This window comes from Petrotoga mexicana DSM 14811, from assembly GCF_002895565.1.
GTDB lineage: Bacteria > Thermotogota > Thermotogae > Petrotogales > Petrotogaceae > Petrotoga > Petrotoga mexicana.
In genome coordinates this window covers 79,132-101,165 of record NZ_AZRN01000034.1, presented here as the reverse complement: position 1 = coordinate 101,165, position 22,034 = coordinate 79,132, and the positions used below count along the sequence as shown (strand labels likewise).

Here is a 22,034-nt window from a genome sequence, read left to right as displayed (position 1 = left end):
TAAGTTAAAACTTAAAAATGATTCCAACAGCCGCTCCTAAAGCCAAATAAACTACAGGATGCTTTTTAAATCGTTTCATTAAATAAATGATGATTAGAAACAATATTATAGCCTTAAAATTGAACACAGAAACCAAAGTTTGAGTTTCTGTAAGCCTCTCAAGATAAAATAAGGAAACTTTTGCTACTTCATACGTTGCGGCACCTATCAGCCCAACCACTGCCGGTCTTAAAGCATAAAATCCACTTTGTATAAATGGTTTTTCATTGAACCTTTGAAAGTAATGGGCAATTGTAGTAATAATAATTATTGAAGGTGTCACTATCCCCAGCACAGCTATTATACCACCAAAAATACCTCCCGAGTTGTAACCCACAAATGTTGCTGTGTTTATTCCAATAGGTCCCGGCGTAGATTCGGATATAGCTATATAATCAGCTAAGTCATTAAGGGTTAACCAATCATACTTACGAGCTAGATCTTGAAGAAAAGGTATAGTTGCTAAACCTCCACCTACAGAAAAAAGTCCTATTTTAAAGAATTCAAAAAAAAGTATAATGTAATTCACTTTCTATCATCATCTTTATTTTGTTGTATAATCAATCCGACTATGAAAGAAGTTATCACAACTACAACTGGAGATAGTTTTAGGAAGGCAACAACAATAAAAGCAACTGAAAATATAATTATACCTATGTAATCTTTGATAGACTTTTTCCACATATTTATTATAGCGTTCAACATTAGTGCAACTACAACTACCCTAATGCCACCGAAAGCATGTTGTACTATTTGCAAATTTTGAAATTGTTCGAAAAATATGGCAATAATCGTTATTATTATGATAGAAGGGAAGACCATCCCTAAGGTTGCAAATATTCCTCCAAGGATTCCTTTTAATTTGTAACCTATGAAAGTAGCTGTATTTATAGCGATTATTCCGGGTGTACTCTGCCCAATGGCATAATAGTCAATTACTTCCTCATCAGTTGCCCAATTGTGTTTTTTAACAACTTCTTCTTGAATCATTGGTAACATTGCGTAGCCCCCGCCAAAAGTTAGACTCCCGATACGTGCAAAAGTGATAAATAAATTCCATAAATCTTTCATAAATGCTATTAGCTCCTTCTATATAATTTTTAGAATTGCTTGTGCTAACATTAAAAAAGACTTATGTACAGCATTTGATAAACTATACATAGGTCTTATTTAGAGAGTTTATGAACGGATTAAATGGTCTTAAGACTTTCTAATACTAATTTTGTGGCTCGACAATCATCTTCGTTGTATTTAAAAATATTTTTCAAAGCATTTTTATTGCCATTCAAATAGCTTTTGTATTCGGGTATAACAGCAAAACCATTTAACTCTGTTTTCCAATCAAAACCAAAGTATTTGCTGATGTCTTTTAATGAATAAGAGACAACAGGTAAGCTATAATTTTTTCTTATTATTTCGTATAGATCACAAGTTCTTGAGGAGATTTTATTTAATTTATCTCTCAATATAGGATATTTAGATGAAAGTTTTTTTAAGGCTGTAAGATCGTTTTTATCGTAGTGCAATAGCACTTTGTCTCTTTCATACAGGAAATCTACCATTTTTACAGCGTTTTTGTATGCGTTTTTTCCTAAAAAGAAAGGAACATAAGTTTCATTCTCTAAAAATCCAAACAAAAAGTCTTTATTTAAATAAGTTTCTACATCAAAGACTATATAATCTTCTGGAAGAAAGTGCTTATCAATCACGTAAACTTGGTTTTCAATTAGAGACTTTAGATTGTATAAAGGCTTTTTGAATCTTTTGTCCAACTTTTCTATTTGATTGGTTTTTATAACTGTCAAGGGATCCATATTCATGTTTTTTAAATCTTCAATCATAGGTTTACTTAAATTTGGGACTACAGAATAATCTCCTTCCCTTAAAAATTCCAAATGACATTGGTTTTTAATTTTGCAAAACTTGCAGTGTGACCCATGGACTTTTTTCGTTGCTTTAAGTTTGTTAAGTTCTTTCTTTATCCATTTTTCTCTTAAAAGAATATCTGAAACATTTATTTCGTAACTTCCATTGGATGTTTCTAAAACTATTCTTTTTATATGTTCACCTTTATCTTTGAAATATCTATATACGGTATATATATGTAACCAATAAGACTTTTTAAAATTGTTCCCCATTCTAACGATTTTCACTACACCGTTGTTAATACTTTCAAAATTAGCTTCAACGTTCAAACCATTTAGGTTAATATCAAAGTAGGAGCCTTGCCTTTTATAGGTAGGAACAAAATAACTACAACTTTTAAAATTTTCATAGTAAAGTAAATCCATTGTTCAAACACGCCTTATCTTAAAATTTAGCCCTTGTATAATTTTTCCACGTCTCCAATTTCATAAAACAGAGCAGATAAAGATTTTAAAAAACCTAGTCTATTGCTTCTTATAGATTCGTCTTCAGACATAACAAAGATGCTATCAAAATATCTGTCAATATTTTCTTTTAAATAGATTAAGCTTTCAATTGCCCCGTCGTAATCTAATTTTTTCAAACAGTTTTCAAAATGGGATTTGACTTCTAAATATTTTTGAAATAATGTTTTTTCCTCTTCTTCTATGAATAGTCTTCCATTATATTCATGTGATTTATGATTTTTCGAAATGTTGTTTACCCTTTGAAACGCAATAATAAAATCTCGAAATTCTTCTTTTTTTATAAACTTGTCCAAAGATTTTGCAGCCAAGTAAGCTCTTAAAGGTTTATATATATTTATTAAAACCGAATTTATAGCCTCTTTGGATATTTTTTCTCTTTCTAAAATGGTTTCTAAACGGTTGGATAAGAAATTTATTAACTCATTTTCTACAGATTTTATTGAGATATTAGATTTTCCACTTTCAACGAAGGTCTTTTCTGATAAATCGATAAGTTCTTTAAGATTCAGGTCCCAATCCAACGATATCAAAATTCTTAAGATTCCAAAAGCTTTTCTTCTCAATCCAAAAGGATCTTTTGATCCTGAAGGGATCTTTCCAATACCGAAGTATCCAACGAGGTCATCTATTTTATCAGCTAAGGAGACGAGGTTAGCGACTAAATTTTGAGATATTTCATCATTTTCCGAAAGAGGCTTGTAGTGTTCTTGGGCCGTTAAGAAAACATCTTCCGTTTCTCCTTTGTGTTTCAAGTAGATTCTCGCCATAATTCCTTGCAATTCAGGAAATTCATATACAACTTTGGAAGGAATGTCAATTTTACATAACAACCCGGCTCTTTTAACTACATCTAAATTTTCGAAACCCAGTTTTTCGGCAATTTTTGAACTGAGTGTTGATATTCGCTCACATTTTTCTCTGTAATTTCCTAATTCTACTTGATAAGTAATACTCTTTAAATCTTCAAGCCTCTTCTGTATATCCGCTTTTAAGTCATCTTCATAGTAAAAAGCCGCATCGTCTAATCTTGCGTTTATTACTCTAGTATAGCCATTTGTAACGTTGCCTTTCCTGCCAAAGCCGTCTTGGAAAGCTATGTATTTATTGATTACCTTTCCATCTTTCATCGCCACAAAACTTCTTTGATGGTGTCTTACAGTGACAATAATAATTTCTGGGGGTAGAAAAAGATATTTTTCATCAAAACTTCCAACTACCCCTTTAGGAAATTCTGTCATTTTGGCAATTTCTTGAATTAAATCTTCATGTTCTTCCAAAGAAATCTTTATATTATTTTGCTCTTCTAACTCATGAATTTCTCTCTCTATTACTTCTATTCTTTCTTCATATAAAGGAATTACATAGTTCTTTTTTAATTCACTAAAGAAAGTTTGAGGATTTGTAATCAATATCTCTTCACCAAAAAACCGATGACCATAACTTTTATTAGATGATTTTTCATCGAATATTTCAAATTCTAAAATCTCTCTATTGTACAAACCTAAGACCCAATGTACTGGTCTTACAAAGGTGTAATTACCTTTTCCCCACCTCATGCTTTTGGCAAAATTCATGTTGGTTATCAATTCCGGAATGATATTTTGTAAAATAATTTTGGTAGGCTCTCCCGCTTTAACAGACTCTATATATGCGTATTCTGCGCCGTCATTGTTTTCAAATTTTACATCTTTTACCTGGACACCTTGGCTTTTAGCAAAACCTTCGAGTGCTTTTGTGGGTTGGTTATTTCCATCAAAGCAAATCTTTTTTGGAGGACCTTTTCTTTTTTCTTTTTTATCAGGTTGTTTATCTGGAAGGCCCACGATGTAAGCTCCAAACCTACGAGGGGAAATAAAGATATTCATGGATAAAAAATTTAAATCATTTTTTTCCATGGATTTTTTTAATCCTTCTTCTAATTGAGCTCGGATATTATCAAATTCTGATGGGGGTAAATCTTCAACACCTATTTCAAAAATTGCTCTATTCAACATCAATTACCTCCGCATTTGAACTGTCGATATATAGTTTTGCACAGCTTTTCGCCATATTCCTTATATCCAATATGTATTGATGCCTTTCGTTAACTCCAATGGCATTTCTTGCGTCCAATAAGTTGAATACATGTGCTGATTTTGCTAAATAGTCGTATGCAGGTAAATATAATTGCTTTGCAATTAGCCTTTGAAATTCTTTTTTATACATATTGTAAAGTGTTTTAAGCATGTCTATATCAGCTTCTTCAAAATTATAGTAAGAAAATTGCCTTTCATTTTCTTTATATATGTCTTTGTACTTTACATTTTTATTCCATTTGGTTTCATAAACGTTGTCGATATTCTGTAAATACATAGCTATTCTCTCAATTCCATAAGTAAGCTCAACGGGAATATAAGTTAATGGGATGCCCCCCATCTGTTGAAAGTACGTGAACTGAGTAATCTCCATACCATCTAACCATACTTCCCATCCAACTCCCCACGCACCTAAAGTAGGAGATTCCCAATTATCTTCTACAAACCTTATGTCATGTTCCTTAGGGGATATCCCTAAAGATTCCAAAGACCTAATATATAGATCTTGAATGTCTTTGGGTGAAGGTTTGATAACTACCTGGTATTGATAAAATCGTTGCATTCTATTCGGATTTTCGCCGTATCTACCGTCTGTTGGTCTTCTACAAGGTTGAGCATAGGCAACTCTCCATTCATTTGCACCAAAAGACTTAAAAAAAGTGGCAGGACTGTATGTACCTGCCCCCATCTCTATATCATAAGGTTGGTCTATAACACATCCTAAATCGGACCAATATTTTTCTAAGTTCATAATCACATCTTGAATATACAAATCAAATCCTCCATTCTTCTAGGATAAATTATTAAATGATTATTTGTCAGATTTCACTCAACGGAAATGAGAAGTGGATAATGTCTCTGTCCACCGTTGTGAATTTCTACCTCTATATTGGTGTATTTTTGGGTCAGATTTTTTACTAGTTGATCGATTTTTTCTTTTTTAGCCCCTTCACCGTAAATTATAGTAATGATTTCATAGCCTTTTTTTATTAGTTCTTCTAAAACTTTTTCCGTTTCTTTATAAACATTCTTTCCATGAGCTTTTAATTCTTTCCCAAGAAATATCAAGTACTCGCCTTTTTTGATCTTTTCACCCTTAATGGTAGAATCCCTGACCGCATAAGTAACTTCAATTGGAACGATTGATTTAACGTATCCCATCATGGATTCTTTTAGTTCTTCTTTGTCCATATTGTCATCGAAACCAAGCATGGCACTTATGCCTTCTTGAACATGTTTTGTTGGTAATATCAATATTTCTTTATCTGTTAACTCTGCGGTCTTTTCTGCAGCGAGAATTATATTTGGGTTATTGGGAAGTATGATTACTTTTTTTTGTGTAATTTTATTAATTGCTTCTGAGATATCTTTTACACTAGGGTTGGTAGATTGACCTCCAAAAATAACTTGATCCACTCCCAGGCTTTTAAAAATTTCTGAAATTCCTTTTCCTGGAGAGACTGCAATCACACCCCAATTTTTATTGTTCAAATTATTGTTAACGGCCACTTTGGCTTGCTCTATATCGGCTGTTTTGCCCTCTTTTTGTTTTGTTATAATGTGTTCATGTTGAGCTTTCATGTTGTCTATCTTTGTTTTGATCAATTCGCCATGTTCTAAAAACTTTTCAAAGACAAGTCCTGGATGATTGGTGTGTATGTGTGTTTTTAATATGTCATCCTGATTAACTAAAACGATGGAATCACCGAGACCTTCCAAAAAACTCCTTATTTCTTCTAAGGTCTTTTTTTGTATAGGCTGTTTCTGGAATTTTACTATCGCTTCTGTGCAATACTGGTATGTTAGTTCTTCATAGGCTATTTCTGTTATTTGTTCAGGTGTGGCGGATTCTAATTCCTCTAGTTCGACTTCAATATCACCGTGAAGTGCATCGTTCATCCCTTTTAAAATGTAAGCAAGTCCTTTTGCTCCAGCATCCACAACATTCGAATCGCGTAATTTTTTCAAATATTTAGGGGTTTCCTCTACTATTTCAAATGAATACTTTACCATAGTATCAAAAAAAATCAAAAAATCTTTTTCTTCGGACATAGTTTCTTCCATCTTTTCTGACAATCTTCGTATTAAAGTCAACATTGTTCCTTCAACTGGTTTCATAACGGCATTATAAGCTCTATCTTTTGCATTTTTGAGAGCCTTTATAAAATCTTGTGTGCTAATTCTTTTCTTTTTTTCGAGAATTTCAGTTATTCCGCGAAATATTTGTGACAAAATAACACCTGAGTTTCCCCTTGCTCCTAACAAAAGGCCTCTTCTTAAACTTTCCATCATAGATTTCATATCGTTCTTATCTTCAACTTCATCCATACTTTTACAAGCTTCGAGCATACCTGCTAACATATTATTACCTGTGTCTCCATCTGGGACAGGGAAGACATTTAAGGCGTTAATTTCATCTTTGTTTTTAGCTAATTCTTCCGTACCTTTTTTTAAAGCCAGATATAGGTCTTTTGCATACAAAAACTTGAGCATTGGACAAACACCTTCTCTCAATATTTCAAGCCAGATATGCTCACGTTTACTTTGATATTATCAAAATTTAACATAGATGTAACTCTATGATGAACATTCTCTTGTATGTTTTGAGCGACTTTTTTAATGGGGAGACCATATTCAAAAACGAGGAAGAGATCAATTACTATGCTTTCTTCATTTTCCGATACATTTATTCCTCTATCTTCACTTTTTGACCATAAACTTGATATCCTATCAAAAAATCCTTGTTTTCCAGAGATTTCAACCGTCCCATAGGATTCGATAACAGCTTTATAAACCAATTCTTTTATAACTTCGTTTTTTATATCTACAGTACCAAATTCTGTTTCTATTAACATGAGGTTCACCTCCATAGTTTATTATTTTTGTGAATTACTAACTATTGCAGAGATGTATCCAACTACCACTTCATAATCCCCACTTTTCTCGCCACTCGTCGTATGGTCAATTATTTCAATATCATCAAATCCTATACTTAAAAGAACAGCGACGGGACCGTATCCACACATAGTAATATTATATCTTTTTATTCTATCATACATTTCTTGTAAATCCATCTTTTTTAATGTTTCTATAACTTTTTCATCTTTTAGCAATGTCTTTTCATGACTTTCGTAATGATTCATATCCGAAGAAGCAACGACTAAATCTCCGTCTTCTATTATATCTGCTAAAATTTTTCCTAGTTTCTTGGAGGTTTCTAAACTTTGATCCATCATACAAATAGGTACAATTTCAAAATCATTTCCCATAGCATACTGAAGAAAAGGTAACTGTACCTCTAGTGAATGCTCATTTAAATGTGCAAATTCATCGTTATAAATATCTAACTCTTTCAAAATCTTTCTTGTGGTTTTTTCGTCAACTTTTATTTTTCCCAAGGGGGTTTCCCAACTACCACTTGTAAAAATTGATATTTTAGACCCTAATCCTGTATGATTAGGCCCTAACAAAAATACTCTTTTTGCTATACCTTTTTCAAATATCTTTTTATAGGCTTTTGCTGCGGTTTCCCCAGAATATATGTAACCAGCATGAGGTACTATAACCCCCATAGGAGGAATTAATTTTTCAGAATTTACTTTAAAACTATCACCGAAAAGCTCTTTTATAAGACTTTTTAAATTTTCTGGATTCGAAGGGTAAAAAGTACCTGCAACCACAGGATTCCTTATCTTCTCCATATTTCTAATCGCCTCCTGAGAGACAGATGTTTCAGAAATAATTCTCTATTTCAGGTTTATTAGATACTTCAACATGTATAAGAATAACTAAATCGTATACATTTTCTGTTTTTTCATACGAAGTGAATAATTGTCCTATTACTGGTATTTCTTTAAAGATAGGAATACCGCTTTCGTTTTCAACTATGCTGGTAAAATTCAATCCACCTAATTTTATAAAACCACCGTTGGGTATGGTGAATTTACTACTCATATTTCTTTCATCAACTATGTTTTTATCCTCGTTTTTTAATTCGCTTATACTTATATCTAATTCAGTGTTGACCAATTTTGTAATATTGTCGTATTCACCACTTACTTCCATTATAAAACCTGATTCTATTTTTGAAACTATCTTACCTTCCTCATCGAATACGGGAACCGATAAGACAGATTTTATTGATGCTGGTTCACCTTCATTGACATATATTACAGGTTTTGATATTAATGAAGCTCTATCTTTGCTACCACTTATTATACCATCAAATTGTAAAGTTAATAAGTAAAGTTCTTCTACAGAGAATCTATCAACATTTTGTCCTGAAAAGACGAAAATCTCGTATTTTAATAATTTTTTCTGTTCATAAAATCTAAGGGTATTATGCCCGATGTTCTCGTACCATATGTCTTGAGATACCAGATAAGGCTGTAATGATGACATATCTAAATTAAAATCATTGATAGTTATCTTTTTATCGTTTTCAAAATCTGATATAACGTTTATAGATTGTGCTTTTGCTACCAAGGAAATTAACTCTTTTAACGAAACTTCAATATCACCCTTTTCATAAGGGAATGAATCCAGAATATTTTTTACAAAATTTGTTATGGGTTCTTCATATTCTAACATATATAGAACATAATCTTCCTGTGCTGTGATTTTTGAAAAATGGATATTCTCTTGGATTAATAATTTCTCAAAAATTGTACTCTTTTTAACAGAAATGGTAACAAGTTCTTTGTTAATTACAGGTTGGGTCTTTTTAGGAATAATTTGAGGTTGAACAAGTTCGTTGATTTTTTCCGCTATCTTTATTGATTCACTACTTCCCATTAAAAAGAAATTTTGTTCGTCTAACTTGTAAGTCTTTATAGGTAGAATCTCTTCTAAAAATGTCATATCGTAGGTGGACGTTAAAACAATATAACTTTCATCATCGTAATTCTCTTTCTTTTCAATATGAGTAGGCGTTTCATTAATTTCTTGTGATGCTATTAGTAAAGACTCATCGTATGTTTCTGGAATTTCGTTTAAATAATTTATTAGTTCTTTAATTTGATCCTTTTCCCCTTCTTTAGCAAGTACAGCGTAGTAACTATCCTCAAAAAAGGCTACTTTACAATCAAATATTTTTTCTAAACGGGTTAGGTCATACTTTGATTCAAAGAAAAGCAAATATTCTTGATTTTTATCTAAAGAATCTTCCTTTGAAGAGACTCGCATAAAATTTGTTGATGAACTTTCTTCAGAGATATTTTCATTTTCAATGAATAAAGGCAAGTCATTTTCAAAGGCAGAAGCTTTTTTACCTATTAATACAGTATCTTCATCGTAAAAGATTGTATTTAAAGAATAAACTTCATTCAGCATTCTTAAAAAATGTTCTATGTGTATTTCATTTGAATTTATGGCGAAAAAAGTGTCCGGTAATTCTTCAGTTTTTATCCAATTCCAACCGATGTATGTAAACAACATATCTATAGCGTCATTTAACTTTATTTTTTCAAAGTTTATCTGTTGAAAATTGTATGGCTTATATCCAAAAAAGATTATCCTATCATCCTTTATTTCGAAATTGTTCATTGGATAAAGAAATTTGATTGTAATTACATTTTTTGAAGTAGAGACTTCTTTTACAGGCCCTTTACTGATTTTGTAATTAGCTTGTTCAAAAATTTCCTCTTCGAAAGAAATTTTGTAAATGGTCTTTGAATCGTTTGGATAAATTTCAAACTTACTTTGCGTTTCAAAAAATACGATATTGGCGTTGGTGGATGAGTCATAATCTATGAAAAAACCAAAGAAAAATGAAGGTAATAGTAAAAAAATAAAGAAAAGAGATTTCTTCTGCCTCGGCATGAGACCCCCTTAAAATTCAGTAAAAACAGTATAAATTTGTTATTTTAGTTGGGTTTAAAAAATGCCTTTAGAAAGTTTTAGAATATGGATATGTTTTAGAATATTTTCTTATTACTTTAATTATACCATAAAAACTTAAAAACTCTCTTTAATAGTCATTTGCGTTGTAACTCTTTTGAAATTGAAAAACGCCCTTTTAGGGCGTCTTTATTTTTTTGATTTTATCATTAGCTTTGTGATCAGTTTTGCAAATGTAGTTTTATCTTCGATTTCTAATCCTTCAAGTAACAAAGATTGATTGTAAAGTAATTCAGCGTAATCTTTAATTTCTTCTGAGTTCTGATCTTTGTGGTATATATCTGTTAATATTTTAAATACTTGATGATCAGGATTTAGCTCTAAGATCTTTTCAGCTTCAAAGGGTAGTTGCTCTAGATTTTTTAAGGTTTTTTCCATGTTCAAGGATATTGCTTCGTTGGCACTTACTATACATGCGGGGGATTCCTTCAATTTATCTGTTAATCTAACATCTTTTACTTTGTCTTTAAGATACTCTTTTATTTTTTGGAGCAAGTCTTTGTTTTCTTCTTCTTTTTCTTTAAATTTTTCATCTATTTTTACATTTGAACTGCTGATCGATTTGAATTCTTTTCCTTCGTAGTCATGCATCAATTTGATGAGAAATTCGTCTATTTCATCTGTTAAATACAACACTTCATAACCTTTTTCTTTGAAAGTTTCCATTTGAGGTAGGTTTTCAATAATCTCTTTACTTTCCCCCACTGCGTAATATATATAATTACCTTGATCTTCTTTCATTTTTGAAATGTATTCTTTAAGGGTCACCATATTTTTATCAGATGTAGAACTTTCGAATAAAAGTAGGTCTTGAACTTTTTCTTTTTCTTGTATATTCTGATATAATCCTGCTTTTATAACCTTTCCAAATTCTTTCCAAAATTCCACGTACTTTTCTCTTTCGTTTTCAAGTTTTGATTTTAAAGCGTCTAATATCTTTCTTTCAATATTTTTTCTTATTACTTTAAGTTGCTTGTTTTTCTGGAGTATTTCTCTTGAGATATTCAAAGAGAAGTCGGGAGAGTCCACCAATCCTTTAACGAAACCCAAATAATTGGGGAGAACTTCTTCACAGTTTTCCATTATAAACACGTTCTTTGAATAGAGGTTTAAGCCCCTTTTGTAATCTTTACTGAAAAAAGTAAAGGGTAACTTAGAAGGAATATAAAGCAAAGCTGTAAATTCAACCGTAGTTCCTTCAGCTTTGAAATGAATAACATCGAAAGGATCGTTCCAATCGTAAAAATGTTCTTTGTAGAACTCGTTGTATTCGTTTTGAGATATTTCTTCTTTGTTTTTGTTCCATAAGGGAACCATCGAATTAAGTATTTTATTGGTTATCTTCTTTTTACCTGCTTCTACTTCTTCTTCCCATTTCATTTTTATGGGATATTTTATATAGTTAGAGTGTTTTTTGACTAATTCTTGAATTTTATATTGGTCCAAATAATTTTCATCCTCATCTAGATCATCTTTCAATATTAGGGTAATCTTAGTTCCTCTATTGGCTTTTTCACATTCTTCAATTGAATAAGTTCCTATTCCATCGGATTCCCATCTCACACCTTTATCCTGATCCCATTTTTTTGTTTCTACAATAACTTTTTTCGCAACCATGAATACCGAATAAAACCCAACTCCGAATTGCCCTATGAGGTTTATAATAGTGTTTTCAGATTGAGCCTGTTTTAGTTGTTCCAGAAAGTTTTTAGTGCCTGATTTTGCAATAGTTCCCAAGTTTTCGATTACTTCTTCATAAGACATTCCAATACCGTTATCTTCAACTATCAAAGTGTTGTTATCTTGGTCTATTTCAATCCTTATCTGCAATTCAGTATCATTTTGTAGAACGCCAGGGTCTTTTAAAGATAAGAATCTGATTTTATCAAGCGCGTCTGATGCGTTAGAAATCAACTCTCTTAAAAATATGTCTTTGTGAGTGTAAATGGAGTTTATTATTAGATTGAGTAATTGTTTTGTTTCTGCTTGAAATTCTTTTACTTCAGGCATTTATTTTCCCTCCTGCTTTTTAGAATCTTAGTGTATTTATAAACTCTAACCAAAAAACAATTATATCGAATCTTTTTGAAGGTTAATTTTCTGTTTTTTTATTATTTTTATATAGAGAACTTTGTTGAGCTCTTGAACTCATTTTAGGATGCAATGAATTTTGATATATTTTTTTATTATGCTATAGTATTTTTTAATGTAATTTGATAAAATAACACTATGCACTGAAGAACGCATTTTTGGGAGATGGTTTAGTGTTTTTTTGGAAATTTGCCCTTCGTAATTTTTTAAAGAGATGGCAAGTAAGTATTTTGCTAGTATTGGGGGCTATCATTCCTTCTTTGTTAACTGTTTCTTCTCTTTCCCTTAATGATTCGATAGTTTCATATAGAAAAACTCAAGTGGAAGTTAATTTTGGCCAAGCAGATGCCTTTATTGTTAATAACAGGACATCTTTATTTTTCTCTTTTCCTTTGTCGCAAATGATTTTAGACGATCTTAAAAGCAATCCCCAAATAAAAAATATTCTGCCGGTTTCAGAAAGTTTGGGAAGAATAGAAAATAATGGACATTTTTTAGAAGTTCTGGTTGTTGCGGTTAAAGAAGAAGATCTTTCAAACTTTGTGGGTCAAAATATTGATTTAAGCCCTGGTAAAGTAGTTGTATCTAAAGAGATAGCAAAAGAAATTGGAGTTGATGAGGGAGAAACCATTGTAATTCATATGCCTGGGGGTTCAAAGAATTTAGAGATTTCCTATGTTGGTGAGAAGGGTTTTTTGAATTATCGAGGAGAGATGGCACAGTATCCGGGATCAGTCTTTGTTAATGTATCAGATTTCAAAGGTAATACAGTTTTCCCATCAAAGGCTTACGTAGATTTCGTTGAATCTGAAAATGTACATATTTCTGATATTTCCCTTCCTTCAAATTTGGAGATTAATAATATAAAAGAGGATTTTTTAAATTCCCCAGCAAATGAAATTCTAGGATACATTGTTTTTGCCTTTAGTTCTTTTTCAATATTGGCAGGTTTAATATTAGTTATTGTTTTCGGGAATAATTTTGCAAATGAGCAGGAAAAAACGGTGGCTATTTTAAGAATTTTAGGCGTTAAGAGATTTAAGATCTTATTTCTTTTCTTTATGGAGTCCCTGTTGTATTTTGGGATATCTTCTCTAATAGGGGTTATTTTGGGGGCGAAAATAGGAGCCGCCTTGTTAAATCAACTTGGTGAAATTGCATCAGGTCTAACTTTCGAAACTTTAGGAAGTTTTACAATTGCTCCTTATGAATTGAGTATTAAAACAATAATATTTGGTTTTTTAATAGGTATTGTAATTCCGTTGATTATTTTTATGATTAAAGGGTTACATATTTCCAACAATTCTCCGGTGGAGTCTTTGAAAAAAGATGTGGAAGCGTATGTTCCTCATAGTATTAACGGTTGGTTTTCCCTTCTTTTTATTATATCTGGTTTTCTGTTAACTTCCTTTGCAAATGAATTTGAAATTGTTGGATTAATTCTAATTTCATTGGGATTAGTATTTGTATTCAAAAACCCTTTATTTAATGTTGGGTTATCCATTTTTCTTATGATACTTAGTAAAACATCTTTTAATCTCTATTCCAGAGCGTTAACTTTCAATTTTATTTTTCAAAGAGCCTTTTTATTCGGCTTTATCGTTGTTCTTTTTTTTACATCTATAATTCCTATTTTAAAAAGATTCTCTAAGGTATTTTCTTCAAAGAAGAGTGTTCCGTTTCTTTTAGGATTTTCTTATGTTGAGAGATTCCCAGTGAGAGTTTTAATGCTTTCTTTGATGTTTGGTATAATTATTTTTGGTTTGATTGTTATTTCTTCTATCCCGGCTAATTTGGTTAAGTTTGTTGATACTTCTATGCAAGAGGGATTGTTTGGATACAATTTTCTGGTTGTATCAAATCCTATAAAAAACCTATTTTTTTCTGATGATATAGCTGTTTATGAAGGAATAGAAAAGCCAACTAAGGTTCAAGTTGCCCTGCTCAATTCACAGATCATAGCTTTTGTTGACAATACTTTTCTTGAATCGGCGATAATTCCATCGGAATCAGTAACAGATTGGAGAGAAGAACTAAAAAGTAAAAATACCGTTCTTTATGGAAAATTTAGTGATGAAGAAAAAGTCCCAGCATACGTGAAGGGTAATCTTTCTTCTATTACACCCTTAGGTGGAGAATCTAACGTTTCTTATGATGTTGTTGGTTTTTTTGACTTAAAAGATATCACAATTCCTGTAAAATATGTTGCAAATATAGTTTCTAAACCTAATAGTGTGAAAAGTGTTGATATACTTTTAGGGAATGTGCCTAAAGAAAATATAGATGAAATTAAGCAGAAATATATGTCAAACTTTGATTTCCCCATTTTTATAGAAGAGGAATTACAAAATATTTATAATGGGGTAGATGGTATAATTTCTTTAGCAATGGGAATGCTTTATCTTGGATTAATTAGCGGATTTTCAGGACTGGCATTGTACTCTGTGAGATCATGTATAATTCGCCAAAGAATAATTGGAACTCTAAGGGCTATTGGTTCAAGTTCAAAGGATATAACCAAGGGACTTCTCATTGAAAATTTCAGCATTGTATCCGTAGGAGCTTTCATTGGTCTGGTGGGAGGTTACCTAGTTGCAAAGGATGTAATTTTCGCCATCTTTCAATTTTTAGGAAATGTTGATTTTTATTTTCCTTTGTTGAATGTAGTTGGAATAATTGGAATGGTATATTTAATCACTTTTCTAACCTTGATAATACCTTCATTTTTAATAACTAAAATCACACCAGCAGATAGTTTGAGGGAGATTGGATAATGGAAGTTGAGAGCAAAAATAGTGCTTTGATAAAAGCAATTGAATTGTACAAAGTGTACAACGATAAGAGAATAAAAGTAGAGGCTTTAAAAAACGTTACCTTAACGATTAAAAAAGGTGAATTTATTGGTATATTAGGGCCTTCAGGTTCAGGTAAAACGACCTTGCTAAATTGCCTTTCTGCAATAGATAATCCTACCAGCGGAGAGATTTACTTTAAAGGGGTTCCATTTCAAAATTTGAAAGAAGAAGAACGGACTTCCTTCAGAGCCAAAAACATGGGCTTTGTGTTTCAATTTTTTAATCTTATTCCGGTTTTGACGGTTTTAGAAAATGTCCAGTTGCCTTTGTTAATCTTAGGAGAAAAGAACAAGACCTCAAAGGACAAAGCTTATGAAGTTTTAAAGAAGGTTAAGCTTGACACTAAAGTAGAAAGATTCCCCTATGAATTATCAGGTGGAGAGCAACAAAGAGTTGCTATTGCAAGGGCTATAATACATTCTCCAGAGGTTATATGGGCTGACGAACCAACTGGAAATCTTGATAGTGAAAATGGTGAAATAATAATAGAACTTTTGGAGGAAATAAGAAAAGAAAATGGCACAACGCTTGTGGTAGTTACCCATGATTTGAATATTGCAAAAAGAGCCGATAGAATTATTCAAATTAGAGATGGAATTATACAAGAAGTTTAATTATTTGATGAATTTTGATATAATATAAAAAGAAGGGGTTGTAGCGCGGCGGGAGCGCGTTGCCTTCGCAAGGCAAAGGTCGTGGGTTCGAATCCCATCAACTCCACCAAAATAAAACCCCAGGTTTTGATACTACCTGGGGTTTTGATGATTATTACTGATTATTCAGCGTATTCACCTGTCTCCTTTAATCCTGTTTCTAAAGTATTCACGATGGCATCGTATGTTTCATCTACAGTCGCCATATCGTTTAGGAAGTTAGCAAATACTGTGCTGATATCGTTTCTTATATCGTTCCATGCGGCTGGCTTTGGATCTGGGATAGCAGTTTCTAATTCTTTTAGTGCAATAGTTGGCTTATCATCTGTTGCCGTATAGGTTTGCCACTGTGGAACCTCTTCAACATCTCTTCTTATTGGAACATATCCCGTATTTATAGACCAGTAAGCAACATTAACGGGATCCATCAAAAATTTCATGAATCTCCATGCTGCGTCTTTTTGATCTTGACCTACCCAGTTAAACATTATCAAATCTGTTCCAGCTATAGGAGAGTGAGGAACACCATCTACGGAAGGTAATGGAGCCCAAGCAACACCGTGTTTTCCTCTGGAGGATTGTTCAGCATAAGTTAAACCTGCCACCGTTCCCATGTATGCAGCTATTTCTCCAGAGCCGAACTGGGGATCCAAATAGGCGTTTTGGAACAAAGCGTATCCGGAATCTTTCAGGTTCTTTATGTAACTCAAAACCTCTTTTGTTTTCTCTTCGGGTAAAACAATCTTGTATTTGCCATCGCCGACGTATTCTAAAAATGTTGCGTTATGTGCATATAAAAATATTTGAAAATCATCGATAAAGTTTCTTGCACCTAATCCGTATTGATCCATTTCTCCATCCATATCCAAATCCATTGTTAAAAGTTCACTTACTTCAAATAATTCATCCATGGTTTTGGGGGGATTAACTCCAAATAGGTCAAAGAGATCCGGGTTATAATAATAAACGTAAACAGATTTGTTGAATGGGATTCCATATACTGTGTCTCCCCATGTAACTAAATCCTTTAGAACAGGGAATATCTGATTATCCCAAGCTTCTTTAAACTCAGGATCCTTCTCAATATATCCGTTAAGTGGTTGCACTACATCAGAAAAAAGGTACATTGCGGTCCAGTTTCCATAAGCTTGAGATAAAGTTGGGAGGTCTGTAGTACTTCCTTGGGAGTAAGCGGTGATCGTAGAAAGTAACTTTTGGTTTAAGGCACTGTAGTTTCCCACATATATGGCTGAGACATGGACATCTGGGTTTTCTCTATTAAAAGTGTCGACTAAGGAATTCAACGTCTCTCCCAGTTGTCCCCCCATAGCGTGCCAAAACTCAATTTCAACTTGAGAAAAAGCAAAAGAAACAAGTAAAACCGTAAAAAGAATAGAAACAACTTTCTTCATTCCGAACACCTCCTCATAAGTTTTGGATAATTTTTTCTGTTTCTTTGTACAATTGGTCAAAATTACCAATATTCGATATTTTAAAATCACAACGCTCAGAGTTTATGTATTCTTGGGATTTAACGATGTTTCTTGCTTTCTCCAAGGGGATACCGCGATTTTCTGACAGTCTTTCAATACGTAATTCTTCTGGGGCATCTACGTAGATAATTTTATCGCATAATTTGTCCAATCCTATTTTGAAAAGCAAAGCTGCATCTACAATTATTATATCATTTTTATTTGAAATTTCTTTCAGTATTTGTTCAGTTTTTTTAAGAATTTCTGGATGGACTATCTTATTCAATAATTCTAACTTTTCTTTGTCTGAAAAAACTATTTCGCCAAGTTTTGATCTAGAAATATTGTTATCATCATCGAATATTTCTTCTCCAAAATTTTCTTTTAATTTCTCTTTAATAAAAAAATAGGTTAAGACCTCGTGTCCTAACCTATCCACATCGATTATGGATGCCTTATCTCCGTATATATTTTTTATTATCTTTGATACAGTGCTTTTTCCAGATCCTGCAGGGCCTGTAATTCCTATTACCATTTTTACATCGTCACCTGTTTTTTGTTTTTAAGTTTGTTTTCTACCTCAATGCTGAAATCTTCGTAACCTTTTCTTCCCATCAAAGCATAAGTAACCTTTTTACCTAATTCGACGCCCGGTTGGTCATAAGGGTTTATCTCTAATAGATTTCCCATTACTGCTGTTTGAAATTCATATGCGAATATGAATTGTCCCACATTGAAGGGATTGATCTGAGGAAAAATAACTTTTAGATTTGGTCTATTGTTTTCTGTCAAAGCGTATTCCGTACCAGCTAGTTCTGTATTCAAAAGGGCTGAAAGATTTTTACCTCCCAGATAAGATAACTCGGGAAGATCACAGTGTATGTTAGGGATTTTTATGTTTCGTTCGAAATTTTCTAGTTGTATGAAAGTGATTACTTTATCGTAAGGCCCTTCGTTGTATAGTTGAACTTGGGAATGTTGGTCTGTTGTTCCTAATGCTTTTATTGGAGTTTGCCCAACGTTCACGATTTCACCTTTTAAATTGTATTTTTTCCCCAGACTTTCTGCCCATAATTGTCTGTACCAATCAGCTAGTAGATACAATTTGTTTGAGTAGGACATCATTACAGAAATATTGTAACCTTTCTGGTAATATAGATAATGCACTAAGGCGTTAAAAGCCGCAGGATTTTCCCAAATATTTGGATTGGTAACCCTTTTGTGCATTTCTTTGGCACCGTTGTATAAATCAATTATATCTATTCCACTTGCCAAAGCTGATAATAAGCCAACAGGGGTTAAAACACTAAACCTACCGCCAATTGAAGGAGGTATATCTAAAGTTTTTATTCCCTCCTCTTCAGCTAGCTTCTTTAATATACCTTTTTCAGGATCGGTGGTGAATAGAAAGTGTTTTTTTGGATCTAATCCGTATCCTTCGATTATTCCTCTTGCAACTAGATAATTTGCCATGGCTTCTGCTGTTGTACCGGATTTTGATATAACATTGAACAGAGTAGTCTTTGGATCGATTTGGTCCAAAACTGATGATATAAAATCGGGGTCAACATTATCCAGGATGAAAATTTTAGGAGTTTTTCTTATTTCTTTAGACAAAGCGTTATAATGTAATGGATTAAGGGCTGTTTGCAGCGCTTGATTTCCTAATGCAGAACCGCCTATGCCTAAAACTACAACACTTTCAAAACTTTGTATCCACGTTTTTAAATCCAAAACTCTATCTATGTAAACCCTTGTGAAAGGTAGACTCAAAAAGCCAGGATTGTTTTGTTTTATCGTTTCCACAATATCTTGAACTCTGTTGGCTTGGTCGTTTATTTCTTCTTCAGTTAAGCCATTTTCAATATTGGGATGAAAAACATTTGAGAAATCAAATTTTATACCATTCATCTTTTTTCCCCCTTCTTACGTTTAAATTATACTTTTAATATCGTATCAAACTGGCAATTTCTAAATCTTTTAGATTTTCCCTTGGGTTTAGGTAAGTTAGTTCAGCAAGACAGACAACACCAACGGTTTTCCCTCCGGCTCTGTCTATTAATTCTTTTATCGCTTTGGTAGTACCTCCAGTGGCTAACACATCATCGACTACTATCACCTTTTCGCCTTTATCTATCGCGTCAATATGCATTTCCAGGGATGTTTGGCCATATTCTAGTTCATAAGAGATCGAATAAGTTTTGTAAGGCAGTTTCCCTGGTTTTCTTATGGGAACGAATTCTTTATTCATGATGTAAGCTAAAGGTGTAGCAAATATAAACCCCCTCGACTCGGGGGATACGATACAATCAAAATCCCACTCTTTTATCAATTCAGCGATTTTTTCGACTGAATACTTAAAAACTTCAGGGTTTTTCAAAAGTGGGGTGATATCTCTGAATATAACGCCTTTTTCCGGAAAATCTGGTATATCTCTTATCCATTTTTTTAGGTCTACTATCTCCATGAGTTATCCTCCTAATACCTTTCTATCCTTATTTTTGTGCCAATTCCATGCGTCAGATATTATCTTTTCTAATTCCTTGTGTTGAGGGTGCCATTTTAAAACTTGTTCTGCTTTCTTTGAGGAAGCTATTAAAACAGCAGGATCACCAGACCTTCTTTCTACTACTTCGTAATTTATCTTTTTTGAAGTTACTTTTTCAGCTGTTTTAATAACCTCTAAAACGGTAAATCCTTGACCGTTACCTAAATTAAAAACGTCAGATTTTTCATTTTCCTTCATCCATTTCATAGCTAAAATATGGGCTTCTATCAAATCCATCACGTGAATATAGTCTCTAACGGGTGTGCCGTCCTTGGTTGGATAATTATCTCCATAAACGTACAACTTGTCTCTTTTCCCTAAAGCTGTTTCAAGGACTAATGGGATCAAGTGAGTTTCAGGTTCGTGGGCTTCGCCTATACTTCCATCATAATACGCCCCAGCGGCGTTAAAATATCTTAAAGCTACATACCTTATAATATCAAGTTTAGAATACCAATTGAGAATCTCTTCAACCATTAATTTTGATTGACCATAGATGTTCGTAGGGTTCTTAGGTTGATCTTCAGTGATGGGGACTTTTTCTGGTTCTCCATAAACAGCTGCGGTAGAAGAAAAAACTATGTACCTACATTTATGTTTTTGCATACTTTTTAAAAGGTTCAACGTTCCACATATATTATTTTTAAAATATTTATTAGGTTCTGTCATAGATTCACCAACTAATGAAAAAGCCGCGAAATGATATACCTCATCTATTTTGTAATTTTCAAATACGTAATCAATGTCTTTTTCGTTTCTGAGATCTCCTTCAACGACTTGTACGTCTTTAACAGCCCACCTATGGCCTTTTTCGAAGTTATCAAAAACTACTACTTCTTTATTTTGATCTTGCAGCCTTTTCACCAAATGAGAACCTATGTACCCAGCTCCTCCTGTGACAAGTATCATTAGATCACCCCTCAAATCAAGCGCTAGCTCTAATGTTTAATATTTCCCCATCTTCCAATATTTCATCTTTTCCAGCTAATCTCCAAAGTCCCTGTTCTTTCACTTTTTCTTCGCTTCCGTATTTAATTAAGTCCTCATATTTCATAACCTCTGCACGAATGAAATTCTTCTCGAAATCAGAATGTATTTTTCCAGCGGCTTCCTTCATTGTACTACCTTTTTTTACCGTCCAAGCTCTTACCTCGTCTTTCCCGACAGTGAAAAAAGAAATCAATCCAACATGATTATACACAATTTTTGCTAATCTTTCAACACCAGGTTCTTTAATTGATAAATCTTCTAAGAATAGTCTTTTTTCTTCTTCATTCTCAAGCTCGTTTATTTCTACTTCTATTTTTCCGTCTATTTCAATATACGCAAAATTTTGCTTTTTACATTCTTCGACTACCGGTTCCTTATATTCATAGCTATTTTTTGAAAATTGGTCATCGTCGACGTTGACACATACGATAATGGGTTTTAAAGTGAATAAAGCTAAAGAACCAACTAATTTTTTATCTTCCTCGCTCAAGTCCATTTTGGAAACGAAAACCTCATCCTCTAAAACTTCTTTTATTTTCAACAAAATTTTTTCTTCATTTTCTTCCGTCACTGAGAATTTTGTCTTTTTCTTTTGGGTTTCAAGCCTTTCTAATCGATTTTCTACAATTTCTAAATCTCTAAAAATTAGTTCCGTTTTCAATATTTCTAATTGTTTTATTGGATTATCAGCATTTTCTGGCCAAGGAACAGAGGGATTTTTAAAAGATCTTATGACCAAAAGCAAAGCATCAACATTTTGTATCATCTGAAAAATTCTCGTTTTTTCTTTCGGATCCCCCTTGTGGTCATAACTTGGTATATCTATAAAATCTAAGCTAGCGAAGATAACCTTTTTAGGATTGTATAAACGAGCAAGAGAATTAACTCTTTCATCTTTGATAATTGCCGTTCTTTTTATAGCCTCTCTTTTATAACTATCCTCTATTTTATAATCAGTTAAAAGGGAAAAAATAGTAGTTTTACCTGTTAACGGAAGGCCGAATATGCCTATTTCCACCT

Annotated in this window: 18 protein-coding genes and 1 tRNA gene; 3 read left to right on the top strand and 16 right to left on the bottom strand. The window is 32.7% G+C overall.

The features are described from left to right. Positions 1–4 precede the first annotated feature (4 nt). The 10 genes from X927_RS08335 to htpG all read right to left on the bottom strand — a co-directional run bounded on the left by X927_RS08335 (position 5) and on the right by htpG (position 12,415). Positions 5–568, bottom strand: coding sequence for a chromate transporter (locus X927_RS08335; RefSeq protein ID WP_103065557.1), 564 nt, complete (start codon positions 566–568; stop codon positions 5–7). Next, a complete protein-coding gene (locus X927_RS08330) occupies positions 565–1,110 on the bottom strand; it encodes a chromate transporter (protein ID WP_103077614.1) in 546 nt (181 codons plus the stop codon). Before X927_RS08330 ends, X927_RS08335 begins: the two co-directional genes overlap by 4 nt. Before the next feature lie 119 nt (positions 1,111–1,229). Beyond that, positions 1,230–2,330, bottom strand: a complete 1,101-nt coding sequence (locus X927_RS08325) for a TM0106 family RecB-like putative nuclease (protein WP_103077613.1) — start codon at positions 2,328–2,330, stop codon at positions 1,230–1,232. A gap of 26 nt (positions 2,331–2,356) precedes the next feature. Then, positions 2,357–4,426 carry a glycine--tRNA ligase subunit beta gene (gene glyS / locus X927_RS08320; protein WP_103077612.1) on the bottom strand — a complete coding sequence of 690 codons (2,070 nt, stop codon included), beginning with the start codon at positions 4,424–4,426 and terminating at the stop codon, positions 2,357–2,359. Next, positions 4,416–5,279 carry a glycine--tRNA ligase subunit alpha gene (locus X927_RS08315; RefSeq protein ID WP_103077611.1) on the bottom strand — a complete coding sequence of 288 codons (864 nt, stop codon included), beginning with the start codon at positions 5,277–5,279 and terminating at the stop codon, positions 4,416–4,418. Before X927_RS08315 ends, glyS begins: the two co-directional genes overlap by 11 nt. 53 nt (positions 5,280–5,332) lie before the next feature. Continuing rightward, complete coding sequence (locus tag X927_RS08310) at positions 5,333–7,000, bottom strand: DAK2 domain-containing protein (RefSeq protein WP_103077610.1); 1,668 nt, start codon at positions 6,998–7,000, stop codon at positions 5,333–5,335. Positions 7,001–7,017: 17 nt separating this feature from the next. Then, complete coding sequence (locus tag X927_RS08305) at positions 7,018–7,362, bottom strand: Asp23/Gls24 family envelope stress response protein (protein ID WP_158245213.1); 345 nt, start codon at positions 7,360–7,362, stop codon at positions 7,018–7,020. 21 nt (positions 7,363–7,383) lie between these two features. After that, positions 7,384–8,208 (bottom strand): AmmeMemoRadiSam system protein B, encoded by an 825-nt coding sequence (gene amrB, locus X927_RS08300; protein ID WP_103077609.1) that lies wholly within the window; start codon positions 8,206–8,208, stop codon positions 7,384–7,386. A gap of 31 nt (positions 8,209–8,239) precedes the next feature. Next, positions 8,240–10,327 carry a hypothetical protein gene (locus X927_RS08295; protein WP_103077608.1) on the bottom strand — a complete coding sequence of 696 codons (2,088 nt, stop codon included), beginning with the start codon at positions 10,325–10,327 and terminating at the stop codon, positions 8,240–8,242. Positions 10,328–10,534: 207 nt separating this feature from the next. Continuing rightward, a complete protein-coding gene (gene htpG, locus X927_RS08290) occupies positions 10,535–12,415 on the bottom strand; it encodes a molecular chaperone HtpG (protein ID WP_103077607.1) in 1,881 nt (626 codons plus the stop codon). Between the two features lie 254 nt (positions 12,416–12,669). Between htpG and X927_RS08285 the strand changes: the two genes are divergently transcribed. From X927_RS08285 to X927_RS08275, 3 genes are all read left to right on the top strand, one after another. After that, positions 12,670–15,270 (top strand): ABC transporter permease, encoded by a 2,601-nt coding sequence (locus X927_RS08285; protein WP_103077606.1) that lies wholly within the window; start codon positions 12,670–12,672, stop codon positions 15,268–15,270. Further along, positions 15,270–15,965 (top strand): ABC transporter ATP-binding protein, encoded by a 696-nt coding sequence (locus tag X927_RS08280; protein ID WP_103077605.1) that lies wholly within the window; start codon positions 15,270–15,272, stop codon positions 15,963–15,965. Before X927_RS08285 ends, X927_RS08280 begins: the two co-directional genes overlap by 1 nt. A gap of 34 nt (positions 15,966–15,999) precedes the next feature. Then, positions 16,000–16,074 (top strand) — tRNA-Ala (locus X927_RS08275). A 52-nt stretch (positions 16,075–16,126) separates the two neighbouring features. On the opposite strand, the gene X927_RS08270 is transcribed toward X927_RS08275, so the two are convergent. The 6 genes from X927_RS08270 to X927_RS08245 are packed head-to-tail and all read right to left on the bottom strand — an operon-like array spanning position 16,127 to position 22,032. Beyond that, entirely contained in the window at positions 16,127–17,416 is a 1,290-nt protein-coding gene (locus tag X927_RS08270) for an ABC transporter substrate-binding protein (RefSeq protein ID WP_103077604.1), read from the bottom strand. A 13-nt stretch (positions 17,417–17,429) separates the two neighbouring features. Further along, positions 17,430–18,011 carry a dephospho-CoA kinase gene (gene coaE, locus X927_RS08265; protein ID WP_103065540.1) on the bottom strand — a complete coding sequence of 194 codons (582 nt, stop codon included), beginning with the start codon at positions 18,009–18,011 and terminating at the stop codon, positions 17,430–17,432. Positions 18,012–18,013: 2 nt separating this feature from the next. Further along, positions 18,014–19,387 carry a glucose-6-phosphate isomerase gene (locus tag X927_RS08260; protein WP_103077603.1) on the bottom strand — a complete coding sequence of 458 codons (1,374 nt, stop codon included), beginning with the start codon at positions 19,385–19,387 and terminating at the stop codon, positions 18,014–18,016. 34 nt (positions 19,388–19,421) lie between these two features. Further along, positions 19,422–19,943: an adenine phosphoribosyltransferase gene (locus X927_RS08255; protein WP_103065538.1), complete on the bottom strand. Its 522-nt coding sequence runs from the start codon at positions 19,941–19,943 to the stop codon at positions 19,422–19,424. Positions 19,944–19,946: 3 nt separating this feature from the next. Further along, the gene (gene galE, locus X927_RS08250; RefSeq protein ID WP_103077602.1) at positions 19,947–20,933 is read right to left on the bottom strand and encodes a UDP-glucose 4-epimerase GalE; all 987 of its coding nucleotides are present in this window, start codon (positions 20,931–20,933) and stop codon (positions 19,947–19,949) included. Positions 20,934–20,949: 16 nt separating this feature from the next. Next, a complete protein-coding gene (locus X927_RS08245; RefSeq protein WP_103077601.1) occupies positions 20,950–22,032 on the bottom strand; it encodes a DUF933 domain-containing protein in 1,083 nt (360 codons plus the stop codon). Positions 22,033–22,034: the final 2 nt, after the last annotated feature.

Coding starts and splice junctions, on each gene's coding strand:
- X927_RS08260 (WP_103077603.1), bottom strand. CDS start 19,387: ATGAATGGTATAAAATTTGATTTCTCAAATGTTTTTCATCCCAATATT.
- X927_RS08270 (WP_103077604.1), bottom strand. CDS start 17,416: ATGAAGAAAGTTGTTTCTATTCTTTTTACGGTTTTACTTGTTTCTTTT.
- X927_RS08330 (WP_103077614.1), bottom strand. CDS start 1,110: ATGAAAGATTTATGGAATTTATTTATCACTTTTGCACGTATCGGGAGT.
- htpG (WP_103077607.1), bottom strand. CDS start 12,415: ATGCCTGAAGTAAAAGAATTTCAAGCAGAAACAAAACAATTACTCAAT.
- galE (WP_103077602.1), bottom strand. CDS start 20,933: ATGATACTTGTCACAGGAGGAGCTGGGTACATAGGTTCTCATTTGGTG.
- coaE (WP_103065540.1), bottom strand. CDS start 18,011: ATGGTAATAGGAATTACAGGCCCTGCAGGATCTGGAAAAAGCACTGTA.
- X927_RS08305 (WP_158245213.1), bottom strand. CDS start 7,362: ATGTTAATAGAAACAGAATTTGGTACTGTAGATATAAAAAACGAAGTT.
- X927_RS08310 (WP_103077610.1), bottom strand. CDS start 7,000: ATGCTCAAGTTTTTGTATGCAAAAGACCTATATCTGGCTTTAAAAAAA.
- glyS (WP_103077612.1), bottom strand. CDS start 4,426: ATGTTGAATAGAGCAATTTTTGAAATAGGTGTTGAAGATTTACCCCCA.
- X927_RS08295 (WP_103077608.1), bottom strand. CDS start 10,327: ATGCCGAGGCAGAAGAAATCTCTTTTCTTTATTTTTTTACTATTACCT.
- X927_RS08325 (WP_103077613.1), bottom strand. CDS start 2,330: ATGGATTTACTTTACTATGAAAATTTTAAAAGTTGTAGTTATTTTGTT.
- amrB (WP_103077609.1), bottom strand. CDS start 8,208: ATGGAGAAGATAAGGAATCCTGTGGTTGCAGGTACTTTTTACCCTTCG.
- X927_RS08280 (WP_103077605.1), top strand. CDS start 15,270: ATGGAAGTTGAGAGCAAAAATAGTGCTTTGATAAAAGCAATTGAATTG.
- X927_RS08255 (WP_103065538.1), bottom strand. CDS start 19,943: ATGGAGATAGTAGACCTAAAAAAATGGATAAGAGATATACCAGATTTT.